28 protein-coding genes, 1 pseudogene and 1 riboswitch are annotated in these 24,643 nt (G+C 69.0%); of the genes and pseudogenes, 14 read left to right on the top strand and 15 right to left on the bottom strand.

Annotation, left to right across the window (positions count from 1 at the left end):
- Positions 1-14: 14 nt before the first annotated feature.
- Entirely contained in the window at positions 15-248 is a 234-nt protein-coding gene (locus AC1MFL_RS10980) for a DUF3073 domain-containing protein (RefSeq protein ID WP_024364970.1), read from the bottom strand.
- A gap of 291 nt (positions 249-539) precedes the next feature.
- Here AC1MFL_RS10980 and AC1MFL_RS10975 point away from each other — a divergent pair, with 291 nt between their 5' ends.
- The gene (locus tag AC1MFL_RS10975) at positions 540-1,433 is read left to right on the top strand and encodes a septum formation family protein (RefSeq protein WP_479809680.1); all 894 of its coding nucleotides are present in this window, start codon (positions 540-542) and stop codon (positions 1,431-1,433) included.
- Between the two features lie 133 nt (positions 1,434-1,566).
- Here the strand turns inward: AC1MFL_RS10975 and clpB are convergent, their stop codons facing one another.
- Positions 1,567-4,236: an ATP-dependent chaperone ClpB gene (clpB, locus tag AC1MFL_RS10970; RefSeq protein ID WP_479809678.1), complete on the bottom strand. Its 2,670-nt coding sequence runs from the start codon at positions 4,234-4,236 to the stop codon at positions 1,567-1,569.
- Positions 4,237-4,849: 613 nt separating this feature from the next.
- Here clpB and AC1MFL_RS10965 point away from each other — a divergent pair.
- Positions 4,850-5,374, top strand: coding sequence for a carboxymuconolactone decarboxylase family protein (locus tag AC1MFL_RS10965; protein ID WP_301230016.1), 525 nt, complete (start codon positions 4,850-4,852; stop codon positions 5,372-5,374).
- On the opposite strand, the gene AC1MFL_RS10960 is transcribed toward AC1MFL_RS10965, so the two are convergent.
- Genes AC1MFL_RS10960 through AC1MFL_RS10945 form a run of 4 tightly spaced genes read right to left on the bottom strand, consistent with a single transcriptional unit; the run spans position 5,362 to position 8,464 of the window.
- Positions 5,362-6,411, bottom strand: a complete 1,050-nt coding sequence (locus tag AC1MFL_RS10960; RefSeq protein WP_479809675.1) for a sulfate/molybdate ABC transporter ATP-binding protein — start codon at positions 6,409-6,411, stop codon at positions 5,362-5,364. The genes AC1MFL_RS10965 and AC1MFL_RS10960 overlap by 13 nt on opposite strands.
- Positions 6,408-7,262 carry an ABC transporter permease gene (locus tag AC1MFL_RS10955; protein WP_479809673.1) on the bottom strand — a complete coding sequence of 285 codons (855 nt, stop codon included), beginning with the start codon at positions 7,260-7,262 and terminating at the stop codon, positions 6,408-6,410. The genes AC1MFL_RS10960 and AC1MFL_RS10955 overlap by 4 nt, the downstream gene beginning before the upstream one ends.
- 6 nt (positions 7,263-7,268) lie before the next feature.
- On the bottom strand, positions 7,269-8,057 hold the full coding sequence (gene modA, locus AC1MFL_RS10950; protein WP_479809671.1) for a molybdate ABC transporter substrate-binding protein: 789 nt from the start codon (positions 8,055-8,057) through the stop codon (positions 7,269-7,271).
- Positions 8,054-8,464, bottom strand: a complete 411-nt coding sequence (locus tag AC1MFL_RS10945; RefSeq protein ID WP_479809669.1) for a TOBE domain-containing protein — start codon at positions 8,462-8,464, stop codon at positions 8,054-8,056. Before AC1MFL_RS10945 ends, modA begins: the two co-directional genes overlap by 4 nt.
- Positions 8,465-8,695: 231 nt before the next feature.
- Here AC1MFL_RS10945 and AC1MFL_RS10940 point away from each other — a divergent pair.
- The 4 genes and pseudogenes from AC1MFL_RS10940 to AC1MFL_RS10925 all read left to right on the top strand — a co-directional run.
- Positions 8,696-9,055, top strand: a pseudogene (locus tag AC1MFL_RS10940) (FAD-binding oxidoreductase); the annotation flags it as partial.
- Positions 9,056-9,323: 268 nt separating this feature from the next.
- Positions 9,324-9,971, top strand: coding sequence for a BBE domain-containing protein (locus AC1MFL_RS10935; protein ID WP_479809667.1), 648 nt, complete (start codon positions 9,324-9,326; stop codon positions 9,969-9,971).
- Positions 9,972-10,049: 78 nt separating this feature from the next.
- Complete coding sequence (locus tag AC1MFL_RS10930) at positions 10,050-11,267, top strand: AI-2E family transporter (protein ID WP_479809665.1); 1,218 nt, start codon at positions 10,050-10,052, stop codon at positions 11,265-11,267.
- 25 nt (positions 11,268-11,292) lie between these two features.
- Positions 11,293-12,162: a DUF4031 domain-containing protein gene (locus AC1MFL_RS10925; RefSeq protein WP_479809663.1), complete on the top strand. Its 870-nt coding sequence runs from the start codon at positions 11,293-11,295 to the stop codon at positions 12,160-12,162.
- A gap of 137 nt (positions 12,163-12,299) precedes the next feature.
- Here the strand turns inward: AC1MFL_RS10925 and AC1MFL_RS10920 are convergent, their stop codons facing one another.
- Together AC1MFL_RS10920 and AC1MFL_RS10915 are read right to left on the bottom strand one after the other, a co-directional pair.
- Positions 12,300-12,812, bottom strand: a complete 513-nt coding sequence (locus AC1MFL_RS10920; RefSeq protein WP_479809661.1) for an SRPBCC family protein — start codon at positions 12,810-12,812, stop codon at positions 12,300-12,302.
- A 25-nt stretch (positions 12,813-12,837) separates the two neighbouring features.
- Entirely contained in the window at positions 12,838-13,248 is a 411-nt protein-coding gene (locus AC1MFL_RS10915; protein WP_479809659.1) for a YccF domain-containing protein, read from the bottom strand.
- Positions 13,249-13,380: 132 nt separating this feature from the next.
- Here AC1MFL_RS10915 and AC1MFL_RS10910 point away from each other — a divergent pair, with 132 nt between their 5' ends.
- Entirely contained in the window at positions 13,381-13,539 is a 159-nt protein-coding gene (locus AC1MFL_RS10910; protein ID WP_479809657.1) for a hypothetical protein, read from the top strand.
- Positions 13,540-13,561: 22 nt separating this feature from the next.
- Entirely contained in the window at positions 13,562-13,957 is a 396-nt protein-coding gene (locus AC1MFL_RS10905; RefSeq protein ID WP_479809656.1) for a hypothetical protein, read from the top strand.
- Between the two features lie 42 nt (positions 13,958-13,999).
- Here the strand turns inward: AC1MFL_RS10905 and AC1MFL_RS10900 are convergent, their stop codons facing one another.
- The 3 genes from AC1MFL_RS10900 to AC1MFL_RS10890 form a co-directional block, all read right to left on the bottom strand.
- Positions 14,000-14,545, bottom strand: coding sequence for a YceI family protein (locus AC1MFL_RS10900; RefSeq protein WP_479809655.1), 546 nt, complete (start codon positions 14,543-14,545; stop codon positions 14,000-14,002).
- Between the two features lie 124 nt (positions 14,546-14,669).
- Positions 14,670-15,707 (bottom strand): LLM class flavin-dependent oxidoreductase, encoded by a 1,038-nt coding sequence (locus tag AC1MFL_RS10895; RefSeq protein ID WP_479809653.1) that lies wholly within the window; start codon positions 15,705-15,707, stop codon positions 14,670-14,672.
- A 46-nt stretch (positions 15,708-15,753) separates the two neighbouring features.
- A complete protein-coding gene (locus AC1MFL_RS10890) occupies positions 15,754-16,365 on the bottom strand; it encodes a phosphoribosylanthranilate isomerase (protein WP_479809651.1) in 612 nt (203 codons plus the stop codon).
- A gap of 190 nt (positions 16,366-16,555) precedes the next feature.
- Between AC1MFL_RS10890 and AC1MFL_RS10885 the strand changes: the two genes are divergently transcribed.
- A complete protein-coding gene (locus tag AC1MFL_RS10885; RefSeq protein WP_479809649.1) occupies positions 16,556-17,251 on the top strand; it encodes a HutD/Ves family protein in 696 nt (231 codons plus the stop codon).
- On the opposite strand, the gene AC1MFL_RS10880 is transcribed toward AC1MFL_RS10885, so the two are convergent.
- From AC1MFL_RS10880 to AC1MFL_RS10865, 4 genes are all read right to left on the bottom strand, one after another.
- Positions 17,248-18,075 (bottom strand): ABC transporter permease, encoded by an 828-nt coding sequence (locus AC1MFL_RS10880; protein ID WP_479809647.1) that lies wholly within the window; start codon positions 18,073-18,075, stop codon positions 17,248-17,250. The two genes, AC1MFL_RS10885 and AC1MFL_RS10880, sit on opposite strands and share 4 nt — an antisense overlap.
- A gap of 70 nt (positions 18,076-18,145) precedes the next feature.
- Positions 18,146-19,075, bottom strand: a complete 930-nt coding sequence (locus tag AC1MFL_RS10875; RefSeq protein ID WP_479809646.1) for an ABC transporter permease — start codon at positions 19,073-19,075, stop codon at positions 18,146-18,148.
- A 1-nt stretch (position 19,076) separates the two neighbouring features.
- On the bottom strand, positions 19,077-20,264 hold the full coding sequence (locus tag AC1MFL_RS10870) for an ABC transporter substrate-binding protein (RefSeq protein ID WP_479809645.1): 1,188 nt from the start codon (positions 20,262-20,264) through the stop codon (positions 19,077-19,079).
- Between the two features lie 63 nt (positions 20,265-20,327).
- The gene (locus tag AC1MFL_RS10865; protein WP_479809644.1) at positions 20,328-21,401 is read right to left on the bottom strand and encodes an ABC transporter ATP-binding protein; all 1,074 of its coding nucleotides are present in this window, start codon (positions 21,399-21,401) and stop codon (positions 20,328-20,330) included.
- A 223-nt stretch (positions 21,402-21,624) separates the two neighbouring features.
- Between AC1MFL_RS10865 and AC1MFL_RS10860 the strand changes: the two genes are divergently transcribed.
- From AC1MFL_RS10860 to AC1MFL_RS10840, 5 genes are all read left to right on the top strand, one after another.
- The gene (locus tag AC1MFL_RS10860) at positions 21,625-22,386 is read left to right on the top strand and encodes a FadR/GntR family transcriptional regulator (protein ID WP_479809642.1); all 762 of its coding nucleotides are present in this window, start codon (positions 21,625-21,627) and stop codon (positions 22,384-22,386) included.
- Positions 22,387-22,398: 12 nt separating this feature from the next.
- Positions 22,399-22,716, top strand: coding sequence for a hypothetical protein (locus AC1MFL_RS10855; RefSeq protein ID WP_479809640.1), 318 nt, complete (start codon positions 22,399-22,401; stop codon positions 22,714-22,716).
- A 7-nt stretch (positions 22,717-22,723) separates the two neighbouring features.
- Positions 22,724-22,791, top strand: a riboswitch (guanidine-III (ykkC-III) riboswitch).
- Between the two features lie 9 nt (positions 22,792-22,800).
- On the top strand, positions 22,801-23,124 hold the full coding sequence (locus AC1MFL_RS10850) for a DMT family transporter (protein ID WP_479809638.1): 324 nt from the start codon (positions 22,801-22,803) through the stop codon (positions 23,122-23,124).
- Positions 23,125-23,126: 2 nt separating this feature from the next.
- Positions 23,127-23,558, top strand: a complete 432-nt coding sequence (locus tag AC1MFL_RS10845; RefSeq protein ID WP_479815428.1) for a DMT family transporter — start codon at positions 23,127-23,129, stop codon at positions 23,556-23,558.
- A 67-nt stretch (positions 23,559-23,625) separates the two neighbouring features.
- Complete coding sequence (locus tag AC1MFL_RS10840) at positions 23,626-24,636, top strand: aldo/keto reductase (RefSeq protein WP_479809636.1); 1,011 nt, start codon at positions 23,626-23,628, stop codon at positions 24,634-24,636.
- Positions 24,637-24,643: the final 7 nt, after the last annotated feature.

Below are 24,643 nucleotides of genomic sequence, written 5' to 3'. Positions count from 1 at the left end.
GAAAGAAGTGTCGACTAACCTATCCGACGGGAATCTACCTCGTCGTCGTCCTCTTCCACATCGTCCGCGTACTTATCCACATAGGCCGAATAATCCGGCTCTACAGGCTCATTCGAGAACCGACTCGGTGCACGAACCTCAGAGCTTTTAAGCTCACGCTGAAGCGCAGTGTAGTCAGTGTTCGGGGAATAGTACTTAATATCCCGAGCCTGCTTGGTAGCTTTTGCCTTTTGACGGCCGCGCCCCATGGCGTGACCCCCTTTTGTACTCGGACCGGAGGTGGTCACCATTGGCGTTAGTGAGGCCCCGGAATGTTTGGTCAATTTGTCGTACACCTAGATTACATGCTTTCAGCAGTAACTGCTCCCCGCGGCGGCCGCCGTGGACAGTGTGGCGCCCCCCCGCAACCCCGGCCGGCTCCCCGGCGGCGTGCGGCCCGCCCGGCATCTTAGATAGAGTTCCGTAGTGGACTTCCGGAAACGGGTCCCTCCGGCGGGCGCCCAGCCGCGGAAAAGATGCACGGAAGTGGTGAATTCTCAGTGACCGAAGAGAACGAAGGGCCCGGGGTTTCCGCTGCCGGCGCACCCGGAGAACGGCCCGTCCCCGCCTCACCGGCCGTACCGGCCTTCGAGCCATCTGCCGTTCCGCCGAAGCCGGCCACGCCGCCGACGTCCGCGACGCCGGTCGTGCCGTTGGCTGCCCCGACCGCAACGCAGCCCGCGACGCAGCCAGCCCGCCTGTCCGTGCCGCCGGTCAGCCAGCCCGACGCCGGCATGCCCGGCCCGCGCCGGGACGGCCGTGGAGCCCGGAGTGCCCAGGGCGCCATGGGCTCCACCGGCGCCGGCGGCGCCGCCCTGGCGGGGGCCGGCAGGGCGGCTTCGGAAAAGGCATGGCAGCTGGGTGCTCTGGTACGCCGGCAGAGCCCCGCGAGAATCGGTGCCGCGGTTGCCGCCGTCGTCGTTATGGGTCTGCTGATCTGGTGGTTGACGTCGCTGGGCGGCGGCGGCAGCAAGCAGCCTGACGCGGGCGCCTCCCCCGCTGCGCCCGCGACGCCGTCGGCCCCCGCGAGCCGCGGGCCGCTTCCGCTGGAAGGGGTCGGTCCGCTGGACTTCCAGCTCGGTGACTGCTTCAAGGACTTCGACCCGGAGGCGCCGCAGTCCACCATCGTGGATTGCGCCGCGGGGCACTCGGCACAGCTGATCGCCGTGCACCATTATCAGCAGTCGGACTCCTATCCCGGCCTGTCCGCGCTGAAGGACAAAGGCCGCGAGACCTGCCGCAATGCGCAGCTGGCCGCCGCTGCCACCAACTACGACCTGAAGCAGCGCAACGCCTACCCGAGCTCCACGAGCTGGGACAACGGCGACCGCCGCGTCGACTGCTACGTCACCGCGGACAACGGGAACGTCATCATGGAATCGCTGATTCCTTAGGGACTTCCTGCCGGGCTGCCGGGGCACAGGGCCCCACGATAACCTGCCGGGCCGCGAGGACACCATGCCATCTACACAGAACTGCCAGCCGGACCACAGTCCGGCTGGCAGTTCCCGTTTGAGGCTGCGGGGCCTATTCCTTGCGGCTTACGGAGAGCCCGCTGCCGGTGGAGGCGCCGTCGTAGGGCCGGTCCGACCTTTCGGAACCGCCCAGGGTGAGTTCCGTGAGGTCTGGGGCGGTGTCCACGAGCACGGTGTCGCCGTCCGTGATCTCGCCGGCCAGGATGGCCTTGGCCAGCCGGTCCCCAATTTCACGCTGGACTAGCCGGCGCAGCGGCCGGGCACCGTAGGCCGGGTCGAAGCCGGTCACTGCGAGCCAGGCGCGGGCGCCCTCGGTCACTTCGAGGTTGAGCCGGCGGCCCTTGAGGCGTTCGCCCAGTTCCTTGACCTGCAGCTCCACGATCCGGGACAGCTCCTCGACGTTCAGCGGGTCGAACAGCACCACTTCGTCGAGCCGGTTCAGGAACTCGGGCTTGAAGGACGCGTGCACGGTGGCCATCACGGCCTCGCGCTTGGCGTTCGCGTCCAGGGCCGGGTCGACCAGGAACTGGCTGCCCAGGTTGGAGGTCAGGACCAGGATCACGTTGCGGAAGTCCACGGTGCGGCCCTGGCCGTCGGTGAGGCGGCCGTCGTCGAGCACCTGCAGCAGGATGTCGAACACCTCGGGGTGGGCCTTCTCCACCTCGTCCAGCAGCAGCACGGAGTACGGGCGGCGGCGGACGGCCTCGGTGAGCTGGCCGCCTTCCTCATAGCCGACGTAGCCGGGGGGAGCCCCGACGAGGCGGGCCACGGAGTGCTTCTCCGAGTACTCGGACATGTCGATGCGCACCATGGCGCGTTCGTCGTCGAACAGGAAGTCGGCCAGGGCCTTCGCCAACTCGGTCTTGCCGACGCCGGTGGGGCCGAGGAAGAGGAAGGAACCGGTGGGCCGGTTGGGGTCGCTGATCCCGGCCCGGGCGCGGCGGACGGCGTCGGAGACCGCGGTGACAGCCTTGGTCTGGCCGATCAGCCGCTCGCCCAGCACGTGTTCCATCTCCAGCAGCTTCTGGCTCTCGCCCTGCAGCATGCGGCCGGCGGGGATGCCGGTCCAGGCCGAAATCACCTCGGCGATGTCGTCGGCGGTGACCTCTTCGGCAACCATAAGGTCCTGCTTGGCGCCGCCGCCGGCCACCCGGGCGGACTCCGCTTCGGCGGCCTGGTTGAGTTCCCGCTCCAGGGCGGGAAGTTCGCCGTAGAGGATCCTCGAGGCCGCCTCGAGGTCGCCTTCACGCTGGGATTTTTCGGCGGCGGAACGCAGCTCGTCGATCCGGGCCTTGAGGTCGCCGACGCGGTTCAGGCCGGCTTTCTCGGCTTCCCAGCGGGCGTTGAGCCCGGCCAGTTCTTCCTTCTTGTCCGCCTTGTCCGCCCGGATTGCGGCCAGCCGTTCCACGGACGAGGGATCGGTCTCGTTGGCCAGGGCCAGTTCCTCCATGGTGAGGCGGTCCACGGAACGTTTCAGCTGGTCGATTTCCTCCGGGGCGGAATCGATCTCCATCCGCAGCCGGGAGGCGGCCTCGTCGACGAGGTCAATCGCTTTGTCCGGCAGCTGCCGGCCGGAGATGTAGCGGTTCGAGAGTGTCGCGGCGGCCACCAGTGCGGAGTCGGCGATGGCGACCTTGTGGTGCGCCTCGTAGCGTTCCTTAAGTCCGCGCAGGATGCCGATGGTGTCCTCCACGCTCGGCTCCCCGACGAAGACCTGCTGGAAGCGGCGTTCCAGCGCGGGGTCCTTCTCAATGTTTTCGCGGTACTCGTCCAGGGTGGTGGCACCGATCAGCCGGAGCTCGCCGCGGGCCAGCATGGGCTTGAGCATGTTGCCGGCGTCCATGGAACTGTCCCCGGACGCGCCGGCCCCGACCACGGTGTGGATCTCGTCGATGAAGGTGACGATCTGGCCTTCCGAGCCCTTGATCTCCTCCAGCACGGCCTTGAGCCGCTCCTCGAATTCGCCGCGGTACTTGGCGCCGGCCACCATGGAGGCGAGGTCCAGTGCGATCAGGGTCTTGCCGCGCAGGCTCTCGGGAACATCATTGGCGACAATCCGCTGGGCAAGGCCTTCGACGACGGCTGTCTTGCCGACGCCGGGCTCGCCGATGATGACGGGGTTGTTCTTGGTCCGGCGGCTCAGCACCTGGATGATGCGGCGGATCTCGGCGTCGCGGCCGATCACCGGGTCCAGCTTGCCCGAGCGGGCGATGGCGGTGAGGTCGGTGCCGTACTTCTCCAGCGCCTGGAAGGTGTTTTCGGGGTCGGCGGTGTCCACCTTGCGGTCGCCGCGGACCCCCGGCAGGGCAGCGAGCAGGGCCTCGTGGGATGCCCCGGCGTCGCGCATCAGCTTGCCCACGGTGTCACTGCCGGACGCCAGCCCGAGGAGCAGGTGCTCGGTGGAGACGAAGCTGTCGCCGAGCCGCTCGGCTTCATTCTGGGCATTCTTGATGGCCTGCAGGGCGGTGCGGGACAACTGCGGCTGCTGTACCGAACTGCCGGAGGTGGACGGGAGGGCCTTGATAGCCGTGCTGGCCTGGACACTGACGGAATCCGGGTCCGAGCCGGTGGCCCGGAGGAGCGCCACGGCAACGCCTTCACGCTGGTCCATCAGCGCCTTGAGCAGGTGCGCGGGTTCGAGCTGGGGATTGCCCGCCGTCGAGGCGTTCATGGCGGCAGCCGCCAGCGCCTCCTGGCTCTTGGTGGTGAATTTGGCGTCCAAAGAGAGCTCCTTCCGGGAACATGCTGGTCTTAAAGTTGAGTGTACTCCGCTCAACTTTGCATTGAGTCTCCTTGGCTCCATGTTTGCCGACAGCGAAACGGCTGTCTAGGGCCGGAGTCCCCCGCGGGCACGTCAGGCACCCCAAACCCCCAGCCCCACCCCCGCGGGACATGCCCTCCGGGCGCGCGGGCCACTGGACGTAATGCCAATATGTCCACTGCTCGGGCCGGGGACTGGACATGTCCTCCGGGGCTGGGTCCGCCCAATGGGCATGTCCCCCGCAGCGCCGGCCCCGGGAGTGGACATGCCCTCCGGGCGCGCGGGCCACTGGACAAAATGCCAATATGTCCGCTGCTCAGGCGCGGGACTGGGCATGTCCCGGCGGTGCCGGGCGGGCCCGCGGCTGCGCAGGTGCCGTTAAACCATTTCGACGGTCGGCTCCCCCAAGGAGCCGACCGTCGAATGATGGGCGCCGGTCCGATGTCGGCGGACCAGCTCCTGGAGCGACCGGGGGCCGCTCCTGCAGGGTATTTCGCTGTTCAAGCATCTTGTCACACACGTGACAACTTTGTCACGTGCCGTTTTGGGGTTTCCCGTGGGTACTCTTTTGATCATGGATGAGACAGCGGCAGCGCAGCACCACACCACTGGGTCCGTTTTTCTGGACAAGGAGCACCCGGCCGCCTGGCGGGCACTCAACGGCCTCGGCCTGAAGGCCAAGGAGGCCGCCGACGAGGCCGGCCTGGACCGGACGCTGATTGAGCTGCTGAATGTCCGCATCTCCCAGATCAACGGCTGCGCGTACTGCCTGGACCTGCACGTGGGCGACGCCGTGAAGAACGGCGAATCGGCGCAGCGCCTTGCCGTCCTCCCGGCTTGGCGCGACACTGACCTCTTCACTGAGAAGGAACGCGCCGCCCTCACCCTCGCCGAGGCCATCACCAATATCTCGGACGCCCGCGCCCGCGAGCACGACGGCGCCGCCGCCAGGAGGCACCTCACGGACGGGGAATTCTCCGCCATCAGCTGGCTGGTCATCGCCATGAACGCCTTCAACCGGGTCTCGATCGTGAGCCAGCACCCCATCCGCAAGGACCGCGGGGAGCCGGGCACCTCCGGCCGCCGTCAGGCCGGGTAGATCGACACCGCGGCGGCCTTGACCACAAAATAGACCGCGAGCCCGGGGGCCAGCCCGAGGTCCGCGGAGGCAGCAGGGGTCACGTCCGCGGACAGCTCGCCGGCGCGGACCCGGATCTGGTCCCCGTGCGGCTCCAGGTCAGTGACCGTGACGCGGAACGAATTCCGCGGGCTGCCGTGCGCCTCGCCCAGGAACACCGACACGGCCGACGGCGGGAACGCCGCCACGCCGGCCTGCCCGGCGTCGAGCGGCCCGTCGTGCTGGCCTGCGAATTCAAGGCCCTCGGCGGACCGGATCCCGGCGGCCGTCACGGTCCCCGGCACCAGGTTCAGTCCGGCCAGTCCGGCAGCGAACCGGCTGCGGGGCCGCCGGAGGACCTCCCGCGTGGGACCGTCCTCGGTGATCCGGCCGTCCTCCATCACGATCACCCGGTCCGCGAGCATGTAGGCATCCAGGACGTCGTGGGTGACGATGATGGCGCGCCGCCCGGCCAGCACCCGCTTGAGCAGCCGGCGCAGCAGCGGAGCTGCGTGGATGTCCAGCGCGGACAGCGGCTCATCGAGCAGCAGGACCTCCGGATTCACGGCCAGGGCACGGGCGGCCGCCACGCGCTGCGCCTGCCCGCCGGACAGTTCCCCGGGCCGCCGGGCGGCGAGGTCGGCGGCGTCGACCTCGGCCAGCCAGTGCCGGGCGGTCTCGCGGGCCTCCCGTTTGGGCACCCCCACGCTCCGGGGCCCGAAGGCGACGTTTTCGAGGGCGCTCAGGTGTGGGAAGAGCAGCGGGTCCTGGGCCAGCAGGGCGGTCCCGCGGCGGTGCGGCGCGGTCCAGGTGTGCACGCCCGCGCCGAGCTCGAACAGGACCCGGCCGTCCACTTCGGCCCGGCCGGCGTCGGGGCGGAGCAGCCCGGCGATCACGGCGAGCAGCGTGGACTTCCCGGCCCCGTTCGGCCCGAGTACCGCGACCGTCTCGCCGGGCGCCAGGCTCAGCGAGACCTCGAAGCGGCGGGCGGCAAGGGCGGCGTCGAACGTGAACGTCATGGCGCCACGCCCCCATGATTGCCAGCGCTGCCGGGACTGCGGGCGCGGCCGGGGCCGGCCGGCGCGGGACCCCGGTAGGAGAGCCCGACGACGATGACCGCCACCACGACCAGCAGGAGGGACAGGGCGACGGCGGCGTCGGCGTCGGTCTCGCGCTGCAGGTAGATTTCCAGCGGCAGCGTGCGGGTGACGCCCGGCAGGCTTCCGGCGAAGGTGAGCGTGGCGCCGAATTCACCCAGGCTCCTCGCGAAGGAGAGCACGGCCCCGGACGCGAGCCCCGGCAGGACCAGGGGCAGGGTGACCCGGCGCAGCACGGTGGTGGGGCGCGCGCCGAGGGTTGCGGCGACGGCCTCGTACCGGCTTCCGGCCGACCGGAGGGCGCCTTCGAGGCTGACCACGAGGAACGGCAAGGCCACGAACGTCTGGGCGAGCACCACCGCCGTCGTCGAGAACGCGATCTGGATGCCCGCGACTTCGAGGCTCCTGCCCAGCAGGCCCTGGCGGCCGAAGGCGTAGAGCAGCGCGATGCCGCCCACGACCGGCGGCAGGACGAGCGGCAGCAGGACAAAGGACCGCAGCAGCCGCTGGCCCGGGAAGTCGCCGCGGGCCAGCACCAGCGCCAGCGGCACCCCGAAAAGCACGCACAGCACCGTGCTCGCGGCGGCGGTGCGGAGGCTCAGGCCGAGGGCGGTCAGGGACGCTTCGGACGTGACCAGCGGGATGAACTGCGGCCAGTTGACCCTGGCAACCATGGCCGCGAGCGGGAGCAGCACAAACAGCGCCCCGGCGGCGGCAATGGCCAGCACCCAGCGGGGAATCCCGCTGTACGCGCTGATTTTCCGGTGATTCATGCGGTCCTAAGGGGTGCCGAAGCCGGCGTCGCGGAGGAGCTGCCGGCCGTCGGGCCCCGTGACCGCCGCGATGAAGGCGGCCGCAAGGTCCTTGTTCCTGCTGGTCCGCAGCGCGGCGATCGGATAGGTGTTGACAGCCTTGGCGGACTCCGCGAAGGGGATTTCCTGCACCTTGGCCCCTGCGGTCTTGACGTCCGTGACGTAGACCAGCCCGGCGTCGGCCTCTCCCGAGATGACTTTGCCCAGGACGTCGGTCACGGATGATTCCTCACTGACCGGCTTCAGCGTGGTGCCGGTTTCCTTCTCGACCGTCTTTGCGGCCGCGCCGCACGGCACCTGCGGCGCGCAGACGACGGTCTTGACGCCCGGCCGGGCCAGGTCCGCAAAGGAGGCGATGGCCGCGGGGTTGCCGGGCGGGACGGCGATGGTCAGCACGTTGCTGGCGAAGTCCCGGGGCGTTCCCTCCACCAGCGCGGCCTCGGAGACCTTGGCCATGTTCCTGGTGTCGGCGGAGGCAAACACGTCCGCCGGTGCGCCCTGGCTGATCTGGGTGGCGAGGTCGGAGGAACCCGCGAAACTGAGGGTCACGGTGGTCCCCGGGTGCGCGGCCTCGAACTGTTCGGCGAGCGCGGTGAAGGGGGCTTTGAGGGAGGCTGCGGCGAAGACGGTGACGGTCTTGGCCGCGGAGTCTCCGGAGGCCGCGCCGCCGTCGCCGGCGACCGGGCCGCAGGCGCCGAGCGCCGCGGTCAGCGTTCCGGCCGCCAGCAGGGCACCCGCCCTCCGGACGGCCCTCATATGACGCCCTTGCCTTTGGGGGTTTCGATGATCACCGTGGTGGCTTTGACGACGGCGGTCGCCACCGAACCGAGTTCCAGGCCGAGTTCGCGCACGGCCTCGCTGCTCATCAGCGACACCACCCGGAACGGCCCGCACTGCAGTTCCACCTGCGCCATCACGGTGTCGGCCGTAATGGCGGTGACGAGACCCACGAAGCGGTTGCGGGCCGAGCTCCCCGTCTTGGCCGGGTCATCCGGAAGCTGGGCCTGCTCCCGGGCGAGCCGCGCGAGTTCCAGCCCGTCCACGGCGAGCCGCCCGGCGTCGTCCCTGAGCGGGGTGAGGCTTCCGTTCTCGGTCCAGCGCCGGATGGTGTCATCGCTGACACCCAGCAGCCGTGCGGCCTCGGAAACGCGGATATTAGGCATAAGGAAACTCTAACCCGCATTTGCGGCGCTCCGCCCTTCAGGGGTCCGCAGATTCGGAATATCGTCCGCCCGGGCCCTGCCGGTCCGCAGCCCGTTCCCCTAGCCCCGGCACCGCCGTCGGACTTAAAATTCCGGTGAGGGGTGGGGCCGCGGTCGCCGAGGAGCACCGCCGTGAAGTGGATAACACCTGTTGACCCTGGCTATGACGAGTCCAGGACGCTGTTCAACGCCATGATCGACCGCCGACCGGCGGTGATCGCCCCCTGCAGCACCCCCGCCGAGGTCGCCGAGGCCCTGCACTATGCGAAGGAGAACAAACTTGCCGTCGCGGTCCGCGCCGGCGGGCATTCGGTGGCCGGCATGTCAATGAACGACGGCGGGCTCGTGGTGGACGTGCGGCCGATGAAGTCAGCCCGCGTGGACCCCGAGGCGCAGACGGTCGCAGCCGGCGCCGGCCTGACGTGCGGGGAGTTTGACCGGGCCACCCAGGAGTACGGACTCGCCCTCACCGGCGGCCGGGTCTCCACGACGGGCCTTGCCGGCTTCACTCTCGGCGGCGGCTCCGGCTGGCTGGAGCGGGCCTTCGGCTTTGCCTGTGATGACCTGATCTCCGTGGACCTGGTCACCGCCGACGGGGACCAGGTGACGGCCAGCGCGACGGAAAACCCCGAACTGTTCTGGGCCCTGCACGGCGGCGGCGGGAACTTCGGCGTCGTCACGTCCTTCACCTTTGGCCCTGCACCGGCTCGGACCGACGGTCCACGCGGGCCTGATGCTGTGGCCAGGCGCTGCGGCTGCCGAGCTCAGCCGAGGCTTCCGGGAACTGGCACTCGCGGCGCCGAACGAGGAGTCCGCAACCATGGCATTCCTCACTGCCCCGCCCGAACCCTTCGTGCCTCCGGAGATGGTCGGCAAGATGGCGGCCGGCGTCGTCTACGTATACGCCGGGGACACCGCGGAGGGTGCCGAACACGCCAAGCCCTACCGCGCGCTGGGCCCTGCCGTGGAACTCCTCGGGGACACCAGCTATGCCGATTTCCAGTGCTCCCTCGACGACCCGCCGGGCAAGTACAACTACTGGAGCGCGGACTACCACAACGAGCTTTCCGATGATGCCCTCGACGTGATCATCGACTCGGCCCGGAACCTGCCGGGCCCCAGTTCCCAGCAGCTGCTGGTCCACTGGGGCGGCGCAGTAGGAGACGCCGGCGCGGCCACCACTCCGCTGCTAAACCGGAACGCCAGCTGGGTGACCCATCCCTTCGGTCTGGGCGACACTCCCCAGGGCGGGCAGGACGCGAGGGCCTGGGTCACAAGGTTCCGGCAGAACATCTCCCCCTACGCGACCGGCGGCGTGTGGCTGAACTTCATTGGTGATGAGGGCCAGGAGCGGGTCCGGGCAGCCTTCGGCGAGGAGAACTACAACCGGCTGGCCCGGGTGAAACGGGAGTTCGATCCGGGGAACACCTTCCGGGGCAACCAGAACATCCTGCCGGCCGCGTCCTGACCGCGGCCTGTCCCCGGCCCCCGGCTGTGAGACGGTTGGTAAGTAACATGACCGTCCGACAGCGGGAGACAAAACAGCATGTCCAGTCCGGAAACGACAACCCCCTGGAGCGACAGCCTGGGCCGCGCTAGCATCAGGACCGCGCAGGTCCTCCTGCTGCTGGTCCTCTCAGTGGTGGTGGTCTATGCCCTGATCCAGGTGCGGCTCGTGGTGATACCGGCGCTGCTGGCCCTGATTCTGGCCGCCGCGATCGCCCCCTTCGTCCACTGGCTGCGCCGCCGCGGCTGGCCCGGCACGGCCGCCACGACCTTCTCGTTCCTGGCGCTGCTTCTCGCGTTCGGGGCCGTGATCACCGGCATCGTCGTCGCCGTGATGAGCCAGGCCGACGAACTCTCCAGCAAGGCCACGGAGGGCTTCGAACGGGTCTATGACTTCATCCGCACGGGCCCCATCCCGGTCGATGACCAGCAGATCCAGCAGGCGTGCGACGCCGTCGTCGACTTCGCCACCAGCAGCACCGTCGGGGCGGGCGCCATCTCCGGACTCAGCGCGGCCGGAAACTTCATCACCGGCGCCCTGCTCATGGCGGTGATCCTGTTCTTTTTCCTCAAGGACGGCGAGAGGATCTGGGCCTTCGTGCTGCGGGCGTTCAAGGGCGGGAACCTCGTGAAGGCACGCCGCGCCGGGGAGCGCAGCCTCAGCGTGCTCGGCGGCTACGTGCGCGGAACCTCCATCGTGGCGCTGGTCGATTCGTTCTTCATCGGCCTCGCGCTCGTGGTCATGGGCGTCCCGCTCGCCCTGCCGCTCGCCGCGCTGACCTTCATCGGGGCCTTCATCCCGCTGATCGGGGCCACCCTGGCCGGCATTCTCGCCGCGCTCGTCGCGCTGGTCGCCAACGGGCCGCTCGCGGCCCTGATCGTCATCATCGTTGTCATCGTCGTGAACCAGCTGGAGGGCAACTTCCTGCAGCCCGTCGTGATGGGCCAGGCGCTTAACGTGCACGCCCTCGTCATCCTGCTGGCCCTCACCGCCGGCACCATCCTCGCCGGCATCATCGGCGCGATCCTTGCCGTTCCCCTCGTGGCCGTGGGCTGGGCCGCGATCAAGGCCTGGAACTCCGCGGGCACCATCACTCCGGCGGCCATCGCGGAGGCCGAGCAGGAAACCCGGCTCAATGAACAGGGCGAAGGCGTGCGCTCCAACCCGCACCGCGGCCGGACCCAGGTGGAGGAACGGGCCGGGGCGCGCGCCGGGGCGCAGACCGACACCGTGGCCAGTGATGCCGGCCGGGGCTGATCCACGGCCGGATTAGACTTCCCCCATGGCCATCTACCTTGATCCCCCGCTCTGGCCGGCGCACGGAACGCACTTCTCGCACCTGATCTCGGACACGTCGCTGGAGGAACTGCACTCCTTCGCCGCGGCGGCCGGCATCCCGGAACGGGCCTTCGACGGCGACCATTACGACGTCGCCGAGGCCCGGTACAGCGCCCTCGTGGCGGCCGGGGCCGTCCCGGTGGAGGGACGGATCCTGGTCCGCAAGCTGATCGCCAGCGGCCTGCGGATCCCCGCCCGGCGGCGTAGCAGCTCACTCAAGCTCCCGCTGCTCACACGCTGGAATGACGCCCTCCCGGGCCACGACGCACTGTTCCTGGACCTGCTGGACCGGTGGGGCGAGGAACACCGGAAATACCACGGCCGCACGCACCTGCTGGCGGTCCTGGAGGCGCTGGACCTCCTCACCGGCACGGCCGAGCCGCCGCGCACCGTGCTGCTGGCCGCCTGGTTCCACGACGCCGTCTACCGCGGCATCGCCGGGCAGGACGAGGAGGAGTCGGCCAGGCTCGCCGAGGACCGGCTGTCCCACGCGGGCCTTCCCGCGGCCGAGGTGGACGAGGTGGCCCGTCTGGTGCGGATGACGGCAGACCACCAGCCGGAGCCGGGGGACGAGGCCGCCGCCCTGCTCAGCGACGCCGACCTCTCCGTGCTGGGCGGCGAACCGGCCGCCTACGCCCGGTATCTGGCCGCCGTCCGGCAGGACTTCGCGCACATCGGCGACGACGACTTTGCCGCCGGACGCGCCGCCGTCGTCCGCCAGCTCCTGCAGCTGGATCCGCTCTTCCACACCCCGCGGGGCCGGGAGCTGTGGCTGGACGCGGCGCGGCGCAACCTGCAGCGCGAGCTCGGGTGAGCGGCGCCCGGCACGGCGGAGGCGGCGCCGGGGGCGGTAACCCCACAGCAACGCGGGGTCACCTAGCGCCCATAAATCCCCTCGGGATGGGCGCCAAGTGACCCCGCGTTGCTTGGTTGGTTGGTGTTTTGGGTGGCTCAGGGGCTGCGGCGGAGGTGGTCGGCCAGGCGGTCGAAGGACTCGCGCCAGCCGACCCCCTGGCCATCGCGGTTGTCGATCATGTCGAAGGGGCCCTGGCTGAACGTCATCCGGGTGCCGCCGTCGACCTCGTCCAGCTGGAAGGTCACCTCGGTTTCGAAGCCCCGGGTGCCGTCGGGCTTGTCCCAGGCATGGGTGAAGACGAAGAGATTGGGCGGTTCGATGTCCGTGTGGACGCCGCTCCACCAGTGCTCCGCCCCGGTGCTGTCCTGGACCATGCAGGCCCGGTAGAGGCCGCCGATCTCCAGGTCAGCGTCGATGCTTTCGCGCGGGGTGTGGAAACCGCGCGGCCCCCACCATTCCACGGCCTGGTCCGGGTCCGTCAGGGCCGACCATACCCGTGCGATGGGGGCCTGGAATTCGCGGGTGATGACCAGCATGAGGTCCTCGGGCGGAGTGGGCGCCCCACCCTGGCCGGACGGTGCCGGAACAGCTGTTGCAGGCTCGGACATTGCGTTACTCCTCCTCAAGAACGGGCTAGTGGTAGGCCTTGTGGTAGGTCGCAAACGGCTTGTCACTCGGGACAATCTGTTTGCCCAGCGGCATGAGCGAGACCGGAATCAGCTTGAGGTTGGCGATGGCCAGCGGGATGCCAATGATGGTGATGGCCATGGCGAAAGCGGTGATCACGTGACCAATCGCGATCCAGATGCCGGCGACGAGCAGCCAGATGACGTTGCCCAGCAGGGAGAACACCCCGGTGCCGCCCGGGCGGTCCACCACGGTGCGCCCGAAAGGCCAGAGCGCATAGTTCGCGATCCGGAACGATGCGAGCCCCCACGGGATGGTGACGATCAGCAGACAGCAGATGATCCCGGCCATGAAGTAACCGAGCGCGAGCCAGAGTCCGCCAAAGAGCAGCCAGATGATATTCAGCAATGTCTTCATGGCACCATTCTCCCCCGCCGGACGCCGATCCGGGCTAGGGGTTCACCCTGATCATTTGCTGAAATACCTCCGGTGACGCTGGCGGAGGGCGGGCAGCTTTGCGAACGCACGGAAGGGCATAATACTTGGACCATGCCTGCACTCCTGAAGCTTGCGATGATTCTCGCCCTCGTCCTGCTGGCCGTCGGCGTTACTGTGAAGGCTGCGCAGCTCCTGCTCTACGTGGGCCTCCTGGTCCTAGCCGGCGCCGGCATCGCCTTCTTCCTGCGCCGCTCACACGTCACGCGCTGACGCTGCGGCCCGGGACGCGCAGATGACAAACGTCGGGGATCTTCTGGGCCCCATTCTCGAAGTCATGACGTGGGTGGGTTTTGTCCTGGGCCTGCCGCTGCTGGGGTGGGGCTGGATATCCCGGCGGCGCCAATGCCTGTGGGCCGGCACCACCGGCAAAGTGATCAGCGCCGGCGGGTTCACGGGGTACAGCTGGACGGACCACCACGACGCCGATCACCGTTCCCTGCTGCCGGCGGCCGAGTCGCAGGGCCTGGTGGTCGGGGCCGACGTCGAGCTCTTCTACGACGTGTGCCATCCGTCCCGCTGGGGACTCACACCGCCAAAACACGAGAATGCGGCTTGGATCCTGGGCTGGATCCTCACTGGGGTGGGCATCCTGTCCACGGTCGGCGGCTTCGTCCTGCTGCTCTTTTAGGCGCGGGTCTTCCCGGCGCCGGTCTTCCAGGCGCAGGGACGCTTAGGCCTGCTTGACCAGGGCCGCCTCGACACTGATCTTGACCTTGTCGCTGACCAGCAGCCCGCCGGCTTCGAGCGCGGCGTTCCAGGTCAGGCCGAATTCCTTGCGGCTGATGTCCGCCTCCGCGCTGAACCCGGCGCGGGTGGCGCCGAACGGGTCCACCGCGACGCCGGTGAACTCGACCTCCAGATCCACCGGCTTGGTGACGTCGCGGATCGTGAGGTCGCCGGTCAGCACATAGTCCTCGCCGTCGCCCTTGATCCCCGTCGCGCGGAAGGTCATCTCCGGGTATTTTTCGACGTCGAAGAAGTCGGCGCCGCGGACGTGGGCGTCGCGGTTGGCATCGCCGGAGTCAAAACTGGCGGTCTTGATGCTGGCATGCAGGCTGGAGTCGGCGAGGGAATCACCGACACGGGCCTCCGCCGCGGCCTCGTTGAAGCGGCCGCGGACCTTGCTGATGCCGGCGTGGCGGACGCTGAAGCCGACTTCGCTGTGGGACATGTCCAGCGTCCAGACGCCGGGGGTCAAACCTTTGGGCAGTGTCATTAGAGTCTCCTTCGCGCGGGCGGCGGGCCGGGCCCGCCGCGCCATTGGGGTAGTCCCCCAAGGAGCCATGCTAGCCACGGCGCCGGGGCGCGGCTAGCCTTTGGCGAACCCGCTGGCGCCCAGGCTACGGCCGCGGCGTCGGTGCCCAGCCGATCGCCGGGGCGATGTGCCGGACCACGGTGCCCAGCAGTTTGGCGTTGAAATCCACGCCGAGCTGGTTGGGCACGGTGAGCAGCAGGGTGTCGGCGGCCTGCACGGCGGCGTCGGCGGCCAGTTCCCCGGCAATGGCGTCAGGCTCGCCGACGTAGCTTCGGCCGAACCGGGCCACAAGCCCGTCGATCACCCCGACCTGGTCGCGCTTCTCCCGCAGGGCGCTGAGGCCGAAGAACCTCCGGTCCTCATCGTCGACGATCGGCAGGATGCTGCGGCTGACCGAAACGCGCGGCTCGTGCTGATGGCCGGCGTCGGCCCAGGCCTGGCGGAACATGCTGATCTGCTCGGCCTGAAGCTGGTCGAAGGGCACACCGGTGTCCTCGGTGAGCAGTGTGGAGCTCATCAGGTTCATGCCTTGTTCCGCGGTCCAGACCGCGGTGGCGCGCGAGCCGGCGCCCCACCAGATCCGTTCGCCGAGGCCCGCCGAATGCGGCTGCACGGGCAGCAGCCCTGATCCGCCGGCCGCGTAGCGCGGCTCGGCCTCCGCCATCCCGGCCCCCGAGATGGCCCGGCGGAACACCGCGGTGTGCCGCCGGGCCATGTCCGCGTCGGTCTCGCCGTCGGCCGGCACATGGCCGAAAGCGGCGGCGCCGTCGCGGGCGGGTTCGGGTGAGCCGCGGCTGATCCCCAGCTGCAGCCTCCCGCCGCTGATCAGGTCCGTCGCGGCGGCCTCCTCGGCCATGTACAGGGGGTTCTCGTAGCGCATGTCGATCACGCCGGTTCCCATTTCGATCCGGCTGGTCCGGGCGGCGACGGCGGCCAGCAGGGGGAATGGGGAGGCCTGCTGCCGGGCGAAGTGGTGCACCCGGAAGTACGCTCCGTCCACGCCCAGCTCCTCGGCGGCGACGGCGAGGTCGATGCCCTGCAGCAGGGCGTCGCGGGCGGTCCGGGTGCGGGAACCCTCGCCGGGGCCCCAGTGTCCAAAGGACAGAAATCCGATGCGCTTCATGTCAGGGCCAACACGGTGCGGTCCGGCGGCATTCCTGCGGCGGTGTTCAGGGCTGCGCGGCCGCGGATTTGGCCGCCGTCACGAATTCCCGGATTTTGGCCAGGTCCTTCACCCCGCGGGAGGATTCGACGCCGGAGGAGACGTCCACACCCCAGGCACCTGCCTGCGAAGCGGCGGCGGTGACGTTGCCGGGATGGAGCCCGCCGGCGAGCAGCCAGCGGCGTCCGGCCAGCCCCCTGTCACGGACCGAGGCGTAGTCCCAGGCCTCGCCGGAGCCGGGCACGGCGGCGTCGACCAGGAGCAGTTCCTCGCCCCAGTCCGCGAACGCCCCGGGCGCGGCGGACATGGTGACGGCCCGGATGAGCTTGAGTCCGGCGTCGTGCACGGTGCGCACATCTTCCGGGCTCCGGTCGCCGTGGAGCTGGACCCAGTCCAGTCCGGCCTCGCGGGCCAGCGCGACGGCGGCTGCCGCAGCCTCGTGCCGGAAGACGCCGACGGCGGGGATTCCCGCCGGGACGTGGGCCAGGAGTTCACGGACCTGCGCGGGGGTCACTTCGCGGGGGCTGCGGGTCAGGACGAAGCCGACGGCGTCCGCCCCCGACTCTGCCGCGGTCCGGACCGACTCCGGGGTGCTGAGCCCGCATACCTTGACGAACATTCGGCTCCTTCTGCAGTGTTTCCTGGCTCTGACGTTAGCAAGGTCCGTGGCAAGCCGGCGCCTCACCCGCCCCGAGGTGAGATTCGGCGCCCATGTTTGTCCGGAACATGGGCGCGAAGTCGGACCTCGGCGGCATTGGCGGCGGCACGCCCGGCGGATGGCGGTCCCGGCCGGCGGATAGGGTGGAGGGATGGAGATCATCCGCTATGCCGAGCTGAAAGTCCAACCCTGGCGCAACGGCGGCGGGGTGACCCGCGAACTGGCCAGCCAGCCCTCGGCAACCGCCCCGCAGGGCAGCACCGGTCAGGACAGCACTGGTCAGGACAGCACTGGTTCGGCGGGCGGCTGGGACTGGTGGGTGAGCATCGCCGAGATGTCCAAGGCGGGCGATTTTTCGGCGTTTCCCGGCATGGACCGGGTGCTCACCGTGGTCGAGGGCGAACTGCTGCTGCTGAGCGTCGACGGCGCCGAGCACCCGCTCGAGAAGTACCGCCCGTTCCGGTTCTCCGGCGACGCCGCTGCGGCCGGGGCATTGCCCACGGGAGACATCCGCGACCTGAACGTCATCACCCGCCACGGCGCCTTCAAGGGCTACACCTCCATCATTGAACTCTCGAAGAAGCGGGCGCACCCGGTGTTCGAGGGCCAGCTGGGGATCCTGCTTCAGGGCCAGGCCACCGTCAGCCCCGGCACCGCAGGCGACGAGCCAGGCACTCCGGCCGGTCCAGAAGCCGAAAACACGCCGGCTGGCGCGGCCGGGACGGGCGCCGCCGGGCCAAGGACGCTGGACCGCTATGACGCCGTCGTCGGTTCCGACAGTGCCACGCCGGAAATCCTGGGCCGGGGGTTCCTGGCGGTCGTATCGATCGACCGCGTCGCGGACTAGCTTTCCGTTGCCTTCACGCGCGCAGCGCCGATCCCCACCGAGTCCTCCGAGAGCCGCTGCGCGAGCCAGATCGGCACAATCGAGACCACAATCAGCACAACGGCCACCACATTGACCACGGGCGCCTGATTGGGCCGGAAGAGGTTCTGCAGGATCCAGATCGGCAGGGTGGTGTCGCCGGCACCGATGGTGAAGGTGGTCACGATGATCTCATCGAAGCTCAGGGCGAACGCCAGCAGCCCACCGGCCAGCAGGGCAGAGCGGAGCTGCGGGAAAGTGACCAGCCGGAACGTGGTGAACACGCCGGCGCCCAGATCGGCGGACGCCTCCTCCAGCCCGCCGCTCATCCGGCGCAGCCGCGCAATGACGTTGTTGAACACCGTCACCATGCAGAAGGTGGCGTGCGCGATGACCACGGTCCACAGGCTCAGCGAGACGCCGAGGATGGTGGTGAACATGTTGTTCAGGGCGATGCCGGTCACGATTCCTGGCAGCGCGATCGGCAGGATCACGAGCAGGCTGATGACATCCCGGCCGAAGAACTTGTAACGCAGCAGGGCCAGCGCCAGGAGCGTCCCCAGCACCAGCGAAATGATGGTCGAGACCGCCGCCACCCAGAGCGAGGACACCACCGCCCCACGGACGCCGGCGGAATCGAAGGCCCGCCCCCACCATTCCAGGGTCAGCCCCCGCGGCGGCCAGCCAAAGGTCCGGTCCGCGTTGAAGGAGTTCACCACCACCAGCAGCAGCGGCACGTAGATGAAGAGGAAGACCAGCACAGTGACGACGCCGAGGATGACTTTGGCGCTTCGGGAAAGTCTCATGGTGCTCCTGCCGGCCGCACGCGCAGTCCGGCGTCCACGGGCTGGGCGGCTTCCACGGGCTGGGCGCCGTTCACAGGCTATCCAGGGCGCCGGTGCGCCGGACGATGAAGAGATAGAGCGTGATGATCGCGATCGGCACCAGCGAGACCGCCGCGGCAAACGGCAGGTTGTTTGCGGCTCCAACGTTGGCGTAGACCACGGTGCCGAGCATCTGGGTGGTGCCGCCGACAATCTGGGCCGTGATGTAGTCCCCCAGCGAGAGCGAAAACGTGAAGATCGTCCCGGCGATGATGGAAGGGACCAGCAACGGGAGCATCACCAGCCGAACGGTGGTCAGCGGTTTCGCGCCCAGGTCCCCGGAGGCCTCCAGCAGTGAATCGGGTACCCGGTCGAACCCGGCGTAGATCGGCAGGATCATGAACGGCAGCCAGATGTAGGACAGCGTCAGGATCACTGCCGTTTCGCCGTAGCCCGGGGACTGCAGCCCGATCGGCGCCCCCAGCCACTCCAGCAGCCCGCCGTCGGCGAGCACGTTCCGCCAGGCGTAGGCCTTGACCAGGTAGCTCGCCCACAGCGGCATCAGCACCGCCACCACCAGCAGCTTCTGCCAGCGGGCGCTGGCAACCTTGGCGATGAAGAACGCCATGGGCAGCGCAAGGACCAGGTCGATCACGGTCACCGCTACCGCGATCCACAGCGTCCGCAGGGTGATCCGCTGGTAGACCGGATCGGTCAGGACCGTCACCAGGTTCTCGGTCGTCCAGTCCGTGGACACCTTGCCGGTGAAGGTGTCCACGGTCCAGAACGCGGTAATCAGCAGCGCCGCCAGGGCGGCGATGTAGACGAGCACGAGCCAGCCGGCGGGGGCGGTGATCAGCCCCGCCAGCCGTAGCCTCGGCGAGCGGTGCAGCAGCGCCGAGAACCTGTTGGCTTTGGGCGGGGGCACTGCGGAAGCGGCCCGGGGTGCCCCGGGCGCCGGGTGCTGCGTCGGGAGTGCCATCTCAGCCCTTGATTTCGGTCCAGGCCTTCGTCCATTCCGAGTAATCCGTGCATTTGACGTCCTTGCGGCCGTCCAGGCACTCGGCCACCGGAGTTGTCCAGTACCAGATCTTTTCGGCGTAGGCGGCATCACCGGAGTGGTAGGTCTCGCAGTGCGACTTGTCCTTGGTCAGCTCGCAGGCCTTGGCATTGGACGGGGATTCGCCAAAGTACTCCGCCACCTGGGCATTCACCTGGGGACTGGCGATGTAGTCGAGCCACTTGTAGGCGCAGTTTTGGTTCTTGGTCTTGGACCCGATCATCCAGGTGTCCGACCAGCCGGTGGCACCCTCCTGCGGAATGAGGGTCGCGACCTTGGCGCCGTCGGCCACGGCGATGTTCGCCCCCACCTGCCAGGTGGTGCCGACCACGGTGCTCCCGGAAGTGAAGGCCTGGACCTCCTTCACGACGTCGCTCCAGTACTCGCCGATGTGCGTGCGCTGCTGCTTGAGCAGACCGACGGCGGCGGCAAGCTGGTCCTTGTCGAGGGCATAGGGGTTCTTGATGCCCAGCTCCGGCTTGTGCGCCATCAGGTAGACGGCTGCGTCGGCGATGTAGATGGGCGAATCGTAGGCGGTGACCTTGCCGGTGTTCTTGGCGGCGTCGTCAAACACCGCACTCCAGGAGGTGGGCGCCGGGGTGACCTTGTCCGTGCTGTACATCAGCAGATTGGCGCCCCAGCCGTGGGGCATTCCGTAGTTCGTGCCGTTGACGGTGTTCCAGGCTTTGTCCTTCAGGAACGGGTAGATATCGGGGTAGTTCTTCAGCAGGCTCATGTTGACCGGCTGGACGTCCTGGCCGGCGATCAGCCGCAGTGAGGCATCCCCCGACGCCGAGATGACGTCGTACTGTCCGGTGCGCATGAGCGTCACGGCCTCGTCGGAGGTGCCGAACGGCTTGAAGCTGACCTTGCACTGGGTCTCTTGTTCGAACGGATGCACCCAGTCCACCGCGGGGTCGTTGCTGCCGTCCTCGACGTACCCGGGCCACCCAAGGATGGACAGCTGGCCTTCGCCGGCGCCGATCTCGGTCTTGACCGGCTGCGCCGACGGGGTGGCCGATCCCCCGCCGGTGGTGCCGCAGCCCGCCAATGCGAGCGCTGCCGCCGCAACCACCCCGACCACGCGGGAGGCCCTGTTCCTTGATGCCATGATCCTTACCTTTCGTTGGGTGGGCGAACCGGACACTGCGCGCTTGAACGCGGGACCGAGGTTTCAGGAGCCGTGGGAGGGCAGCCAGACGGCGGCGTTGTCGTCCCAGCTGACGGTGACGCGCCGTTCCAGCAGTTCCGCGTCGCCGCCGGGCAGCGTCTCCGGGACGAGAGCGACGACGGCGGGACCGTCGTCGAGCTGCACGCGCACCTGGGTGGCGTGCCCCACGTAAACCAGCGCAGTGACCGTTCCGGGGCAGGAGGTGACACCGGGGCGCGGTTCCGGGGCCCCGGCCCAGAACAGGCGCAGCCGCTCCGGCCGGATGCAGACCTGCTCCGCGCGGCCGTAGAGCTTCCGGGCTTGGGCGGCGTCGAAGATATTTGAGGTGCCGACAAAGTTGGCCACGAACGCTCCGCCGGGGCGCTCGTAGATCTCGTGCGCCGTGCCGATCTGCTCCAGGCTCCCGTTGTTGAAGACGCCGATCCGGTCGCTCATCGTCAGGGCCTCCTCCTGGTCATGGGTGACGAAGATGAAGGTGATGCCGAGCGAGCGCTGCAATTCCTTCAGTTCGACCTGCATCTGCTGCCGGAGCTTCAGGTCCAGGGCGCCGAGTGGCTCATCCAGCAGCAGCACCTTGGGCTGGACCACCAGGGCCCGGGCCAGGGCCACACGCTGGCGCTGGCCGCCGGAGAGCTGGGCCGGTTTGCGGCCGACGAACTTGCCCAGCTGCACGCGATCGAGTGCCTCGCGGGCCCGCTCGTGGCGTTCCTTCCGGGGCATCCCCCGCACGCGCAGGCCATAGGCGACGTTGTCCACGAGGGACATGTGCGGGAACAGGGCATAGTCCTGGAAGACGGTGTTGAGGTCCCGCTCGAAGGGTGCCAGTCCGGTGACGTCCCTGCCCTCGAGCTCGACGCTTCCGGAGGTGGGCAATTCGAAGCCCGCGATCAGGCGCAGGACCGTGGTTTTGCCGGATCCTGACGGACCGAGCATGGAGAAGAACTCGCCCTGGCGGATGTCCAAGTCGACGGCGTTGACGGCGACGGTGTCGCCGAAGACTTTGGTGAGTTTCCGCAGCCGGATCGCCGGAACCGCGTCCGTTCCCGTCGGCCGGCCGGCGGCGAGCGTTTCGGTCATCGGGTGCGCCTAACTCCGTTGCCGGATCGTCTTAGATGCGACACAGCCGCATGTGACCCAGGACACAACCGGCTGCTGGGCCAAATACTATTACTCCATAGTTTTTGTGTATAGACCCCCTCGACAGCCCGGATTAGGATGGCAGCTACCGGGCGCAGGCAGCCCCCCAGTGCCCGCTCCTGGATGCCAGGGAACGAAGCAGGAAACTGACAGGGAGGCCCGGATGCTGCCCACCCCACAGGGCGCCTCCCGGAGCCTGGCGGCCGTGTTCACGCCGATCAAATCCCGGGGCCTGGTGGACGAGGTGTGCGGAAGAATCGAACAGGCAGTGGAGACCGGGCTGCTCACCGGCGGCCAGCGGCTGCCCAATGAAACGGAACTCGCCGCGGCGCTTGGCGTCTCTGCAGTGACCGCCCGGGAGGCGCTGTCGCAGCTGCGGACTTCGGGGATCATCCGCACGGTGCGGGGCCGCAGCGGCGGAAGCTTCATCGCTGACGATGTCTTTCCCTCCCCGGAACGCGCGCTGAACCAGTTGAGGGAGCTGACCGGGCCCCAGATCAGTGATCTGGGGCTGCACTACCAGGCCATAGCCGCCGCGTGCGCCGGCGTCGCGGCCCTGCGCTCCGACGCCGCGGACATGGCCACCCTGCGTTCGTTCATCCCCCCGGAGGAGGCGGATCCGCTGCGCTGGAGACTGACCCTCTCCGAGTTCCTGCTCGAGGTGGCCGCGATTGCCCGTTCGGCCCGGCTGGCACGGGAACTGATCCGCCTGCAGGCAGAGCTGGGCGCGCTCACGCTGCTGCCGTGCGCCGACTCCGGCTACCGCGCGGGGAGCGCCGGGCTCCTCGCGGAGGTCGCGGCCGCCGTCGAGTCCCACCAGCCGGCAGCGGCCGAAGCGTCGGTGAAGGCCCTGATCGCGGCCACCACGGACTGGCTCTTGAATGAGCAGTCCAGGCGCTCCATCCCACCCGTTCCTTCGAGCTAAGGCGGAGACCCTTTGTCTGAAGCCACCACCGCTGCGGACGCCACCGCCCTGGCCGCCGCCGCGGAAATCGACGCCACTTTCACCGGCATCGGCACCGGCGTCGAGGACAGGCTCGCGGCGTGGGCGGCAGAGACGGGAACCGCTTTGGCGGCCCTCTCCGGACGGGTCACCGGCGGCGCCGTGGACAAGCTCATCCGGCCGGTGGTCGAGGAACTGGTCCGGGCGCCTGGGGATACGCCGCCGGCGCGGGCTTCCTGGCCAACGCCGGGCTGCTGGGTCCGGAACGCAGTTACATCGCCGGGGTTCACCTCCCCGCAGGAGCGTTGCTAGGCTGGAATCAAGGCCCCTTCCCCGGGAGCCTCCGGACGACGGATCAGTACCCGGCACGCGACAAGACTGGCCACAGGAGCAGTTATGTCGTGGTTGATTCTGATACTTTCCGGCTCGCTGGAGGCCGTCTGGGCCGCAGCCCTGCACCGGACCTCGCAGGCCACGGGCCGCCGCCGGATTGCGCCGGCCGCCCTCTTCCTCACCGCCGTGCTGGCCAGCACCGGCGGCCTCGCGGTCGCCATGCAGTCCATCCCGACCGGCACCGCCTACGCGGTCTGGGTGGGCGTGGGCGTGGTGCTGACGTCCGCCTACGCCATGATCAGCAAAGTTGAACCCGCCAGCGCGGCGCGGATCCTGCTGCTCGCCGGGATCCTCGCCTGTGTGGCCGGCCTGAGGCTGGTGGCGTGAGAATGGCCGAGAACCGCATCCCGAAATCGGCCAGCCCGGCGACGGCACCGACACTGGCTTGGCTCATCCTGCTCGCCTCCGCTGTGCTGGAGGCGGTCTGGGCCACCGCACTGGGGCTCTCCGACGGCTTCACCCGCCCGCTGCCCACCCTCGTGTTCGCGCTGACCGCGACCCTGAGCATGGTGGGGCTGGGTCTGGCCGTCAAGAGCATCCCGCTCGGCACGGCCTACGCCGTCTGGGTGGGAATCGGCGCAGCCCTGACTGTCGGCTGGGCAATGGCGACCGGCGTCGAGCCCGCCAGCCCGCTGAAACTGCTGTTCATCGCGGGGATTGTGGGCTGCGCGGCCGGCCTGAAGCTGCTGCCCGCCCGGGAACCCGCGCCCTCCCCGCCGCCCCCGCCCGGTCAGACCGCGCCCGGACCGGACATCCGGTAGGAGCTGCGGAATACACCGGCGCGGGCAGAGGTTGGGGGTAGGAAACAACGAATGGAGACAGACCCCAATGAATACTGCGAAAGTCCGGCTCGGCGACGGCCTCATGGTCAGCCCCCTGGGGTTCGGCGGCATGGCCCTGACCCCGGTGTACGGGGAAGTGGATCCGGCCGAGGCCCTGCGGACCCTGCACCACGCAGTGGATGCCGGGGTCAGCTTCATCGACACGGCGGACATCTACGGCGGAGGCAGCAATGAGGAGCTGATCGGCCGGCTCCTCAAGGACCGCCGCGGCGAAGTGCAGCTGGCCACCAAGTTCGGCCTGGTGGGCACGCCATCCACCGGCTACTCGGACATCCGGGGCGACGCCGCGTATGTGCGGGAGGCCGTCGACCGCAGCCTGAAGCGCCTCGGCACCGACACCATCGACCTGTACTACATGCACCGCCGTGACCTCCGCGTTCCGATAGTGGAAACCGTGGAGGCCATGGCGGGGCTGGTGCAGGCCGGCAAGGTGCGGCATCTTGGCCTGTCTGAGGTGACGGCCGAGGAGCTGCGTGAAGCCAGCAGCGTCCACCCGATCGCCGCGGTCCAGAGCGAATGGTCCATCTGGAGCCGCGATGTGGAACGCAATGTTGTTCCTGCTGCGGCCGAGCTCGGGGTGGGTTTTGTGCCCTATTCGCCGTTGGGCCGGGGATTCCTCACCGGCACCGTGGACGCGTCGAAGCTGGGCAGCAACGACTTCCGTCGCAACATCCCCCGCTTCGCCGAGGCGGCGATGGACGCCAACCATGAGGTGGTTGCCGCGGTGCAGTCAGTCGCGGCGGAACTTTCCTCCGCCGGGCAGGCTGCAACTCCTGCCCAGGTCGCCCTGGCCTGGCTTCTGGTGCAGGGCCGGAGGCTGGGACTGCCCGTGGTCCCCATCCCCGGCACCCGCAAGGCGGACCGGATCGACGAGAACCTGGGAGCCCTGGTGCTCGACTTCACCCCGGCGCAACTCGAGAAACTCGACGCCGCTGCGGACGCCGTCGTCGGCTCCCGCTCCGCGGACCCCAACTGGGTGTCCGAGGGACGTGAATGACCGCGTC

The sequence above is a fragment of the Arthrobacter sp. BG3 genome, from assembly GCF_056680185.1.
This window is presented reverse-complemented; position numbering and strand designations above follow the sequence as displayed.

What these genes read in the sequence shown, in the direction of transcription:
- AC1MFL_RS10980 (WP_024364970.1), bottom strand. Translation starts at nt 248, where the DNA reads ATGGGGCGCGGCCGTCAAAAGGCAAAAGCTACCAAGCAGGCTCGGGAT.
- AC1MFL_RS10965 (WP_301230016.1), top strand. Translation starts at nt 4,850, where the DNA reads ATGGATGAGACAGCGGCAGCGCAGCACCACACCACTGGGTCCGTTTTT.
- AC1MFL_RS10960 (WP_479809675.1), bottom strand. Translation starts at nt 6,411, where the DNA reads ATGACGTTCACGTTCGACGCCGCCCTTGCCGCCCGCCGCTTCGAGGTC.
- AC1MFL_RS10955 (WP_479809673.1), bottom strand. Translation starts at nt 7,262, where the DNA reads ATGAATCACCGGAAAATCAGCGCGTACAGCGGGATTCCCCGCTGGGTG.
- modA (WP_479809671.1), bottom strand. Translation starts at nt 8,057, where the DNA reads ATGAGGGCCGTCCGGAGGGCGGGTGCCCTGCTGGCGGCCGGAACGCTG.
- AC1MFL_RS10945 (WP_479809669.1), bottom strand. Translation starts at nt 8,464, where the DNA reads ATGCCTAATATCCGCGTTTCCGAGGCCGCACGGCTGCTGGGTGTCAGC.
- AC1MFL_RS10935 (WP_479809667.1), top strand. Translation starts at nt 9,324, where the DNA reads ATGGCATTCCTCACTGCCCCGCCCGAACCCTTCGTGCCTCCGGAGATG.
- AC1MFL_RS10930 (WP_479809665.1), top strand. Translation starts at nt 10,050, where the DNA reads ATGTCCAGTCCGGAAACGACAACCCCCTGGAGCGACAGCCTGGGCCGC.
- AC1MFL_RS10925 (WP_479809663.1), top strand. Translation starts at nt 11,293, where the DNA reads ATGGCCATCTACCTTGATCCCCCGCTCTGGCCGGCGCACGGAACGCAC.
- AC1MFL_RS10920 (WP_479809661.1), bottom strand. Translation starts at nt 12,812, where the DNA reads ATGTCCGAGCCTGCAACAGCTGTTCCGGCACCGTCCGGCCAGGGTGGG.
- AC1MFL_RS10915 (WP_479809659.1), bottom strand. Translation starts at nt 13,248, where the DNA reads ATGAAGACATTGCTGAATATCATCTGGCTGCTCTTTGGCGGACTCTGG.
- AC1MFL_RS10910 (WP_479809657.1), top strand. Translation starts at nt 13,381, where the DNA reads ATGCCTGCACTCCTGAAGCTTGCGATGATTCTCGCCCTCGTCCTGCTG.
- AC1MFL_RS10905 (WP_479809656.1), top strand. Translation starts at nt 13,562, where the DNA reads ATGACAAACGTCGGGGATCTTCTGGGCCCCATTCTCGAAGTCATGACG.
- AC1MFL_RS10900 (WP_479809655.1), bottom strand. Translation starts at nt 14,545, where the DNA reads ATGACACTGCCCAAAGGTTTGACCCCCGGCGTCTGGACGCTGGACATG.
- AC1MFL_RS10895 (WP_479809653.1), bottom strand. Translation starts at nt 15,707, where the DNA reads ATGAAGCGCATCGGATTTCTGTCCTTTGGACACTGGGGCCCCGGCGAG.
- AC1MFL_RS10890 (WP_479809651.1), bottom strand. Translation starts at nt 16,365, where the DNA reads ATGTTCGTCAAGGTATGCGGGCTCAGCACCCCGGAGTCGGTCCGGACC.
- AC1MFL_RS10885 (WP_479809649.1), top strand. Translation starts at nt 16,556, where the DNA reads ATGGAGATCATCCGCTATGCCGAGCTGAAAGTCCAACCCTGGCGCAAC.
- AC1MFL_RS10880 (WP_479809647.1), bottom strand. Translation starts at nt 18,075, where the DNA reads ATGAGACTTTCCCGAAGCGCCAAAGTCATCCTCGGCGTCGTCACTGTG.
- AC1MFL_RS10875 (WP_479809646.1), bottom strand. Translation starts at nt 19,075, where the DNA reads ATGGCACTCCCGACGCAGCACCCGGCGCCCGGGGCACCCCGGGCCGCT.
- AC1MFL_RS10870 (WP_479809645.1), bottom strand. Translation starts at nt 20,264, where the DNA reads ATGGCATCAAGGAACAGGGCCTCCCGCGTGGTCGGGGTGGTTGCGGCG.
- AC1MFL_RS10865 (WP_479809644.1), bottom strand. Translation starts at nt 21,401, where the DNA reads ATGACCGAAACGCTCGCCGCCGGCCGGCCGACGGGAACGGACGCGGTT.
- AC1MFL_RS10860 (WP_479809642.1), top strand. Translation starts at nt 21,625, where the DNA reads ATGCTGCCCACCCCACAGGGCGCCTCCCGGAGCCTGGCGGCCGTGTTC.
- AC1MFL_RS10850 (WP_479809638.1), top strand. Translation starts at nt 22,801, where the DNA reads ATGTCGTGGTTGATTCTGATACTTTCCGGCTCGCTGGAGGCCGTCTGG.
- AC1MFL_RS10845 (WP_479815428.1), top strand. Translation starts at nt 23,127, where the DNA reads ATGGCCGAGAACCGCATCCCGAAATCGGCCAGCCCGGCGACGGCACCG.
- AC1MFL_RS10840 (WP_479809636.1), top strand. Translation starts at nt 23,626, where the DNA reads ATGAATACTGCGAAAGTCCGGCTCGGCGACGGCCTCATGGTCAGCCCC.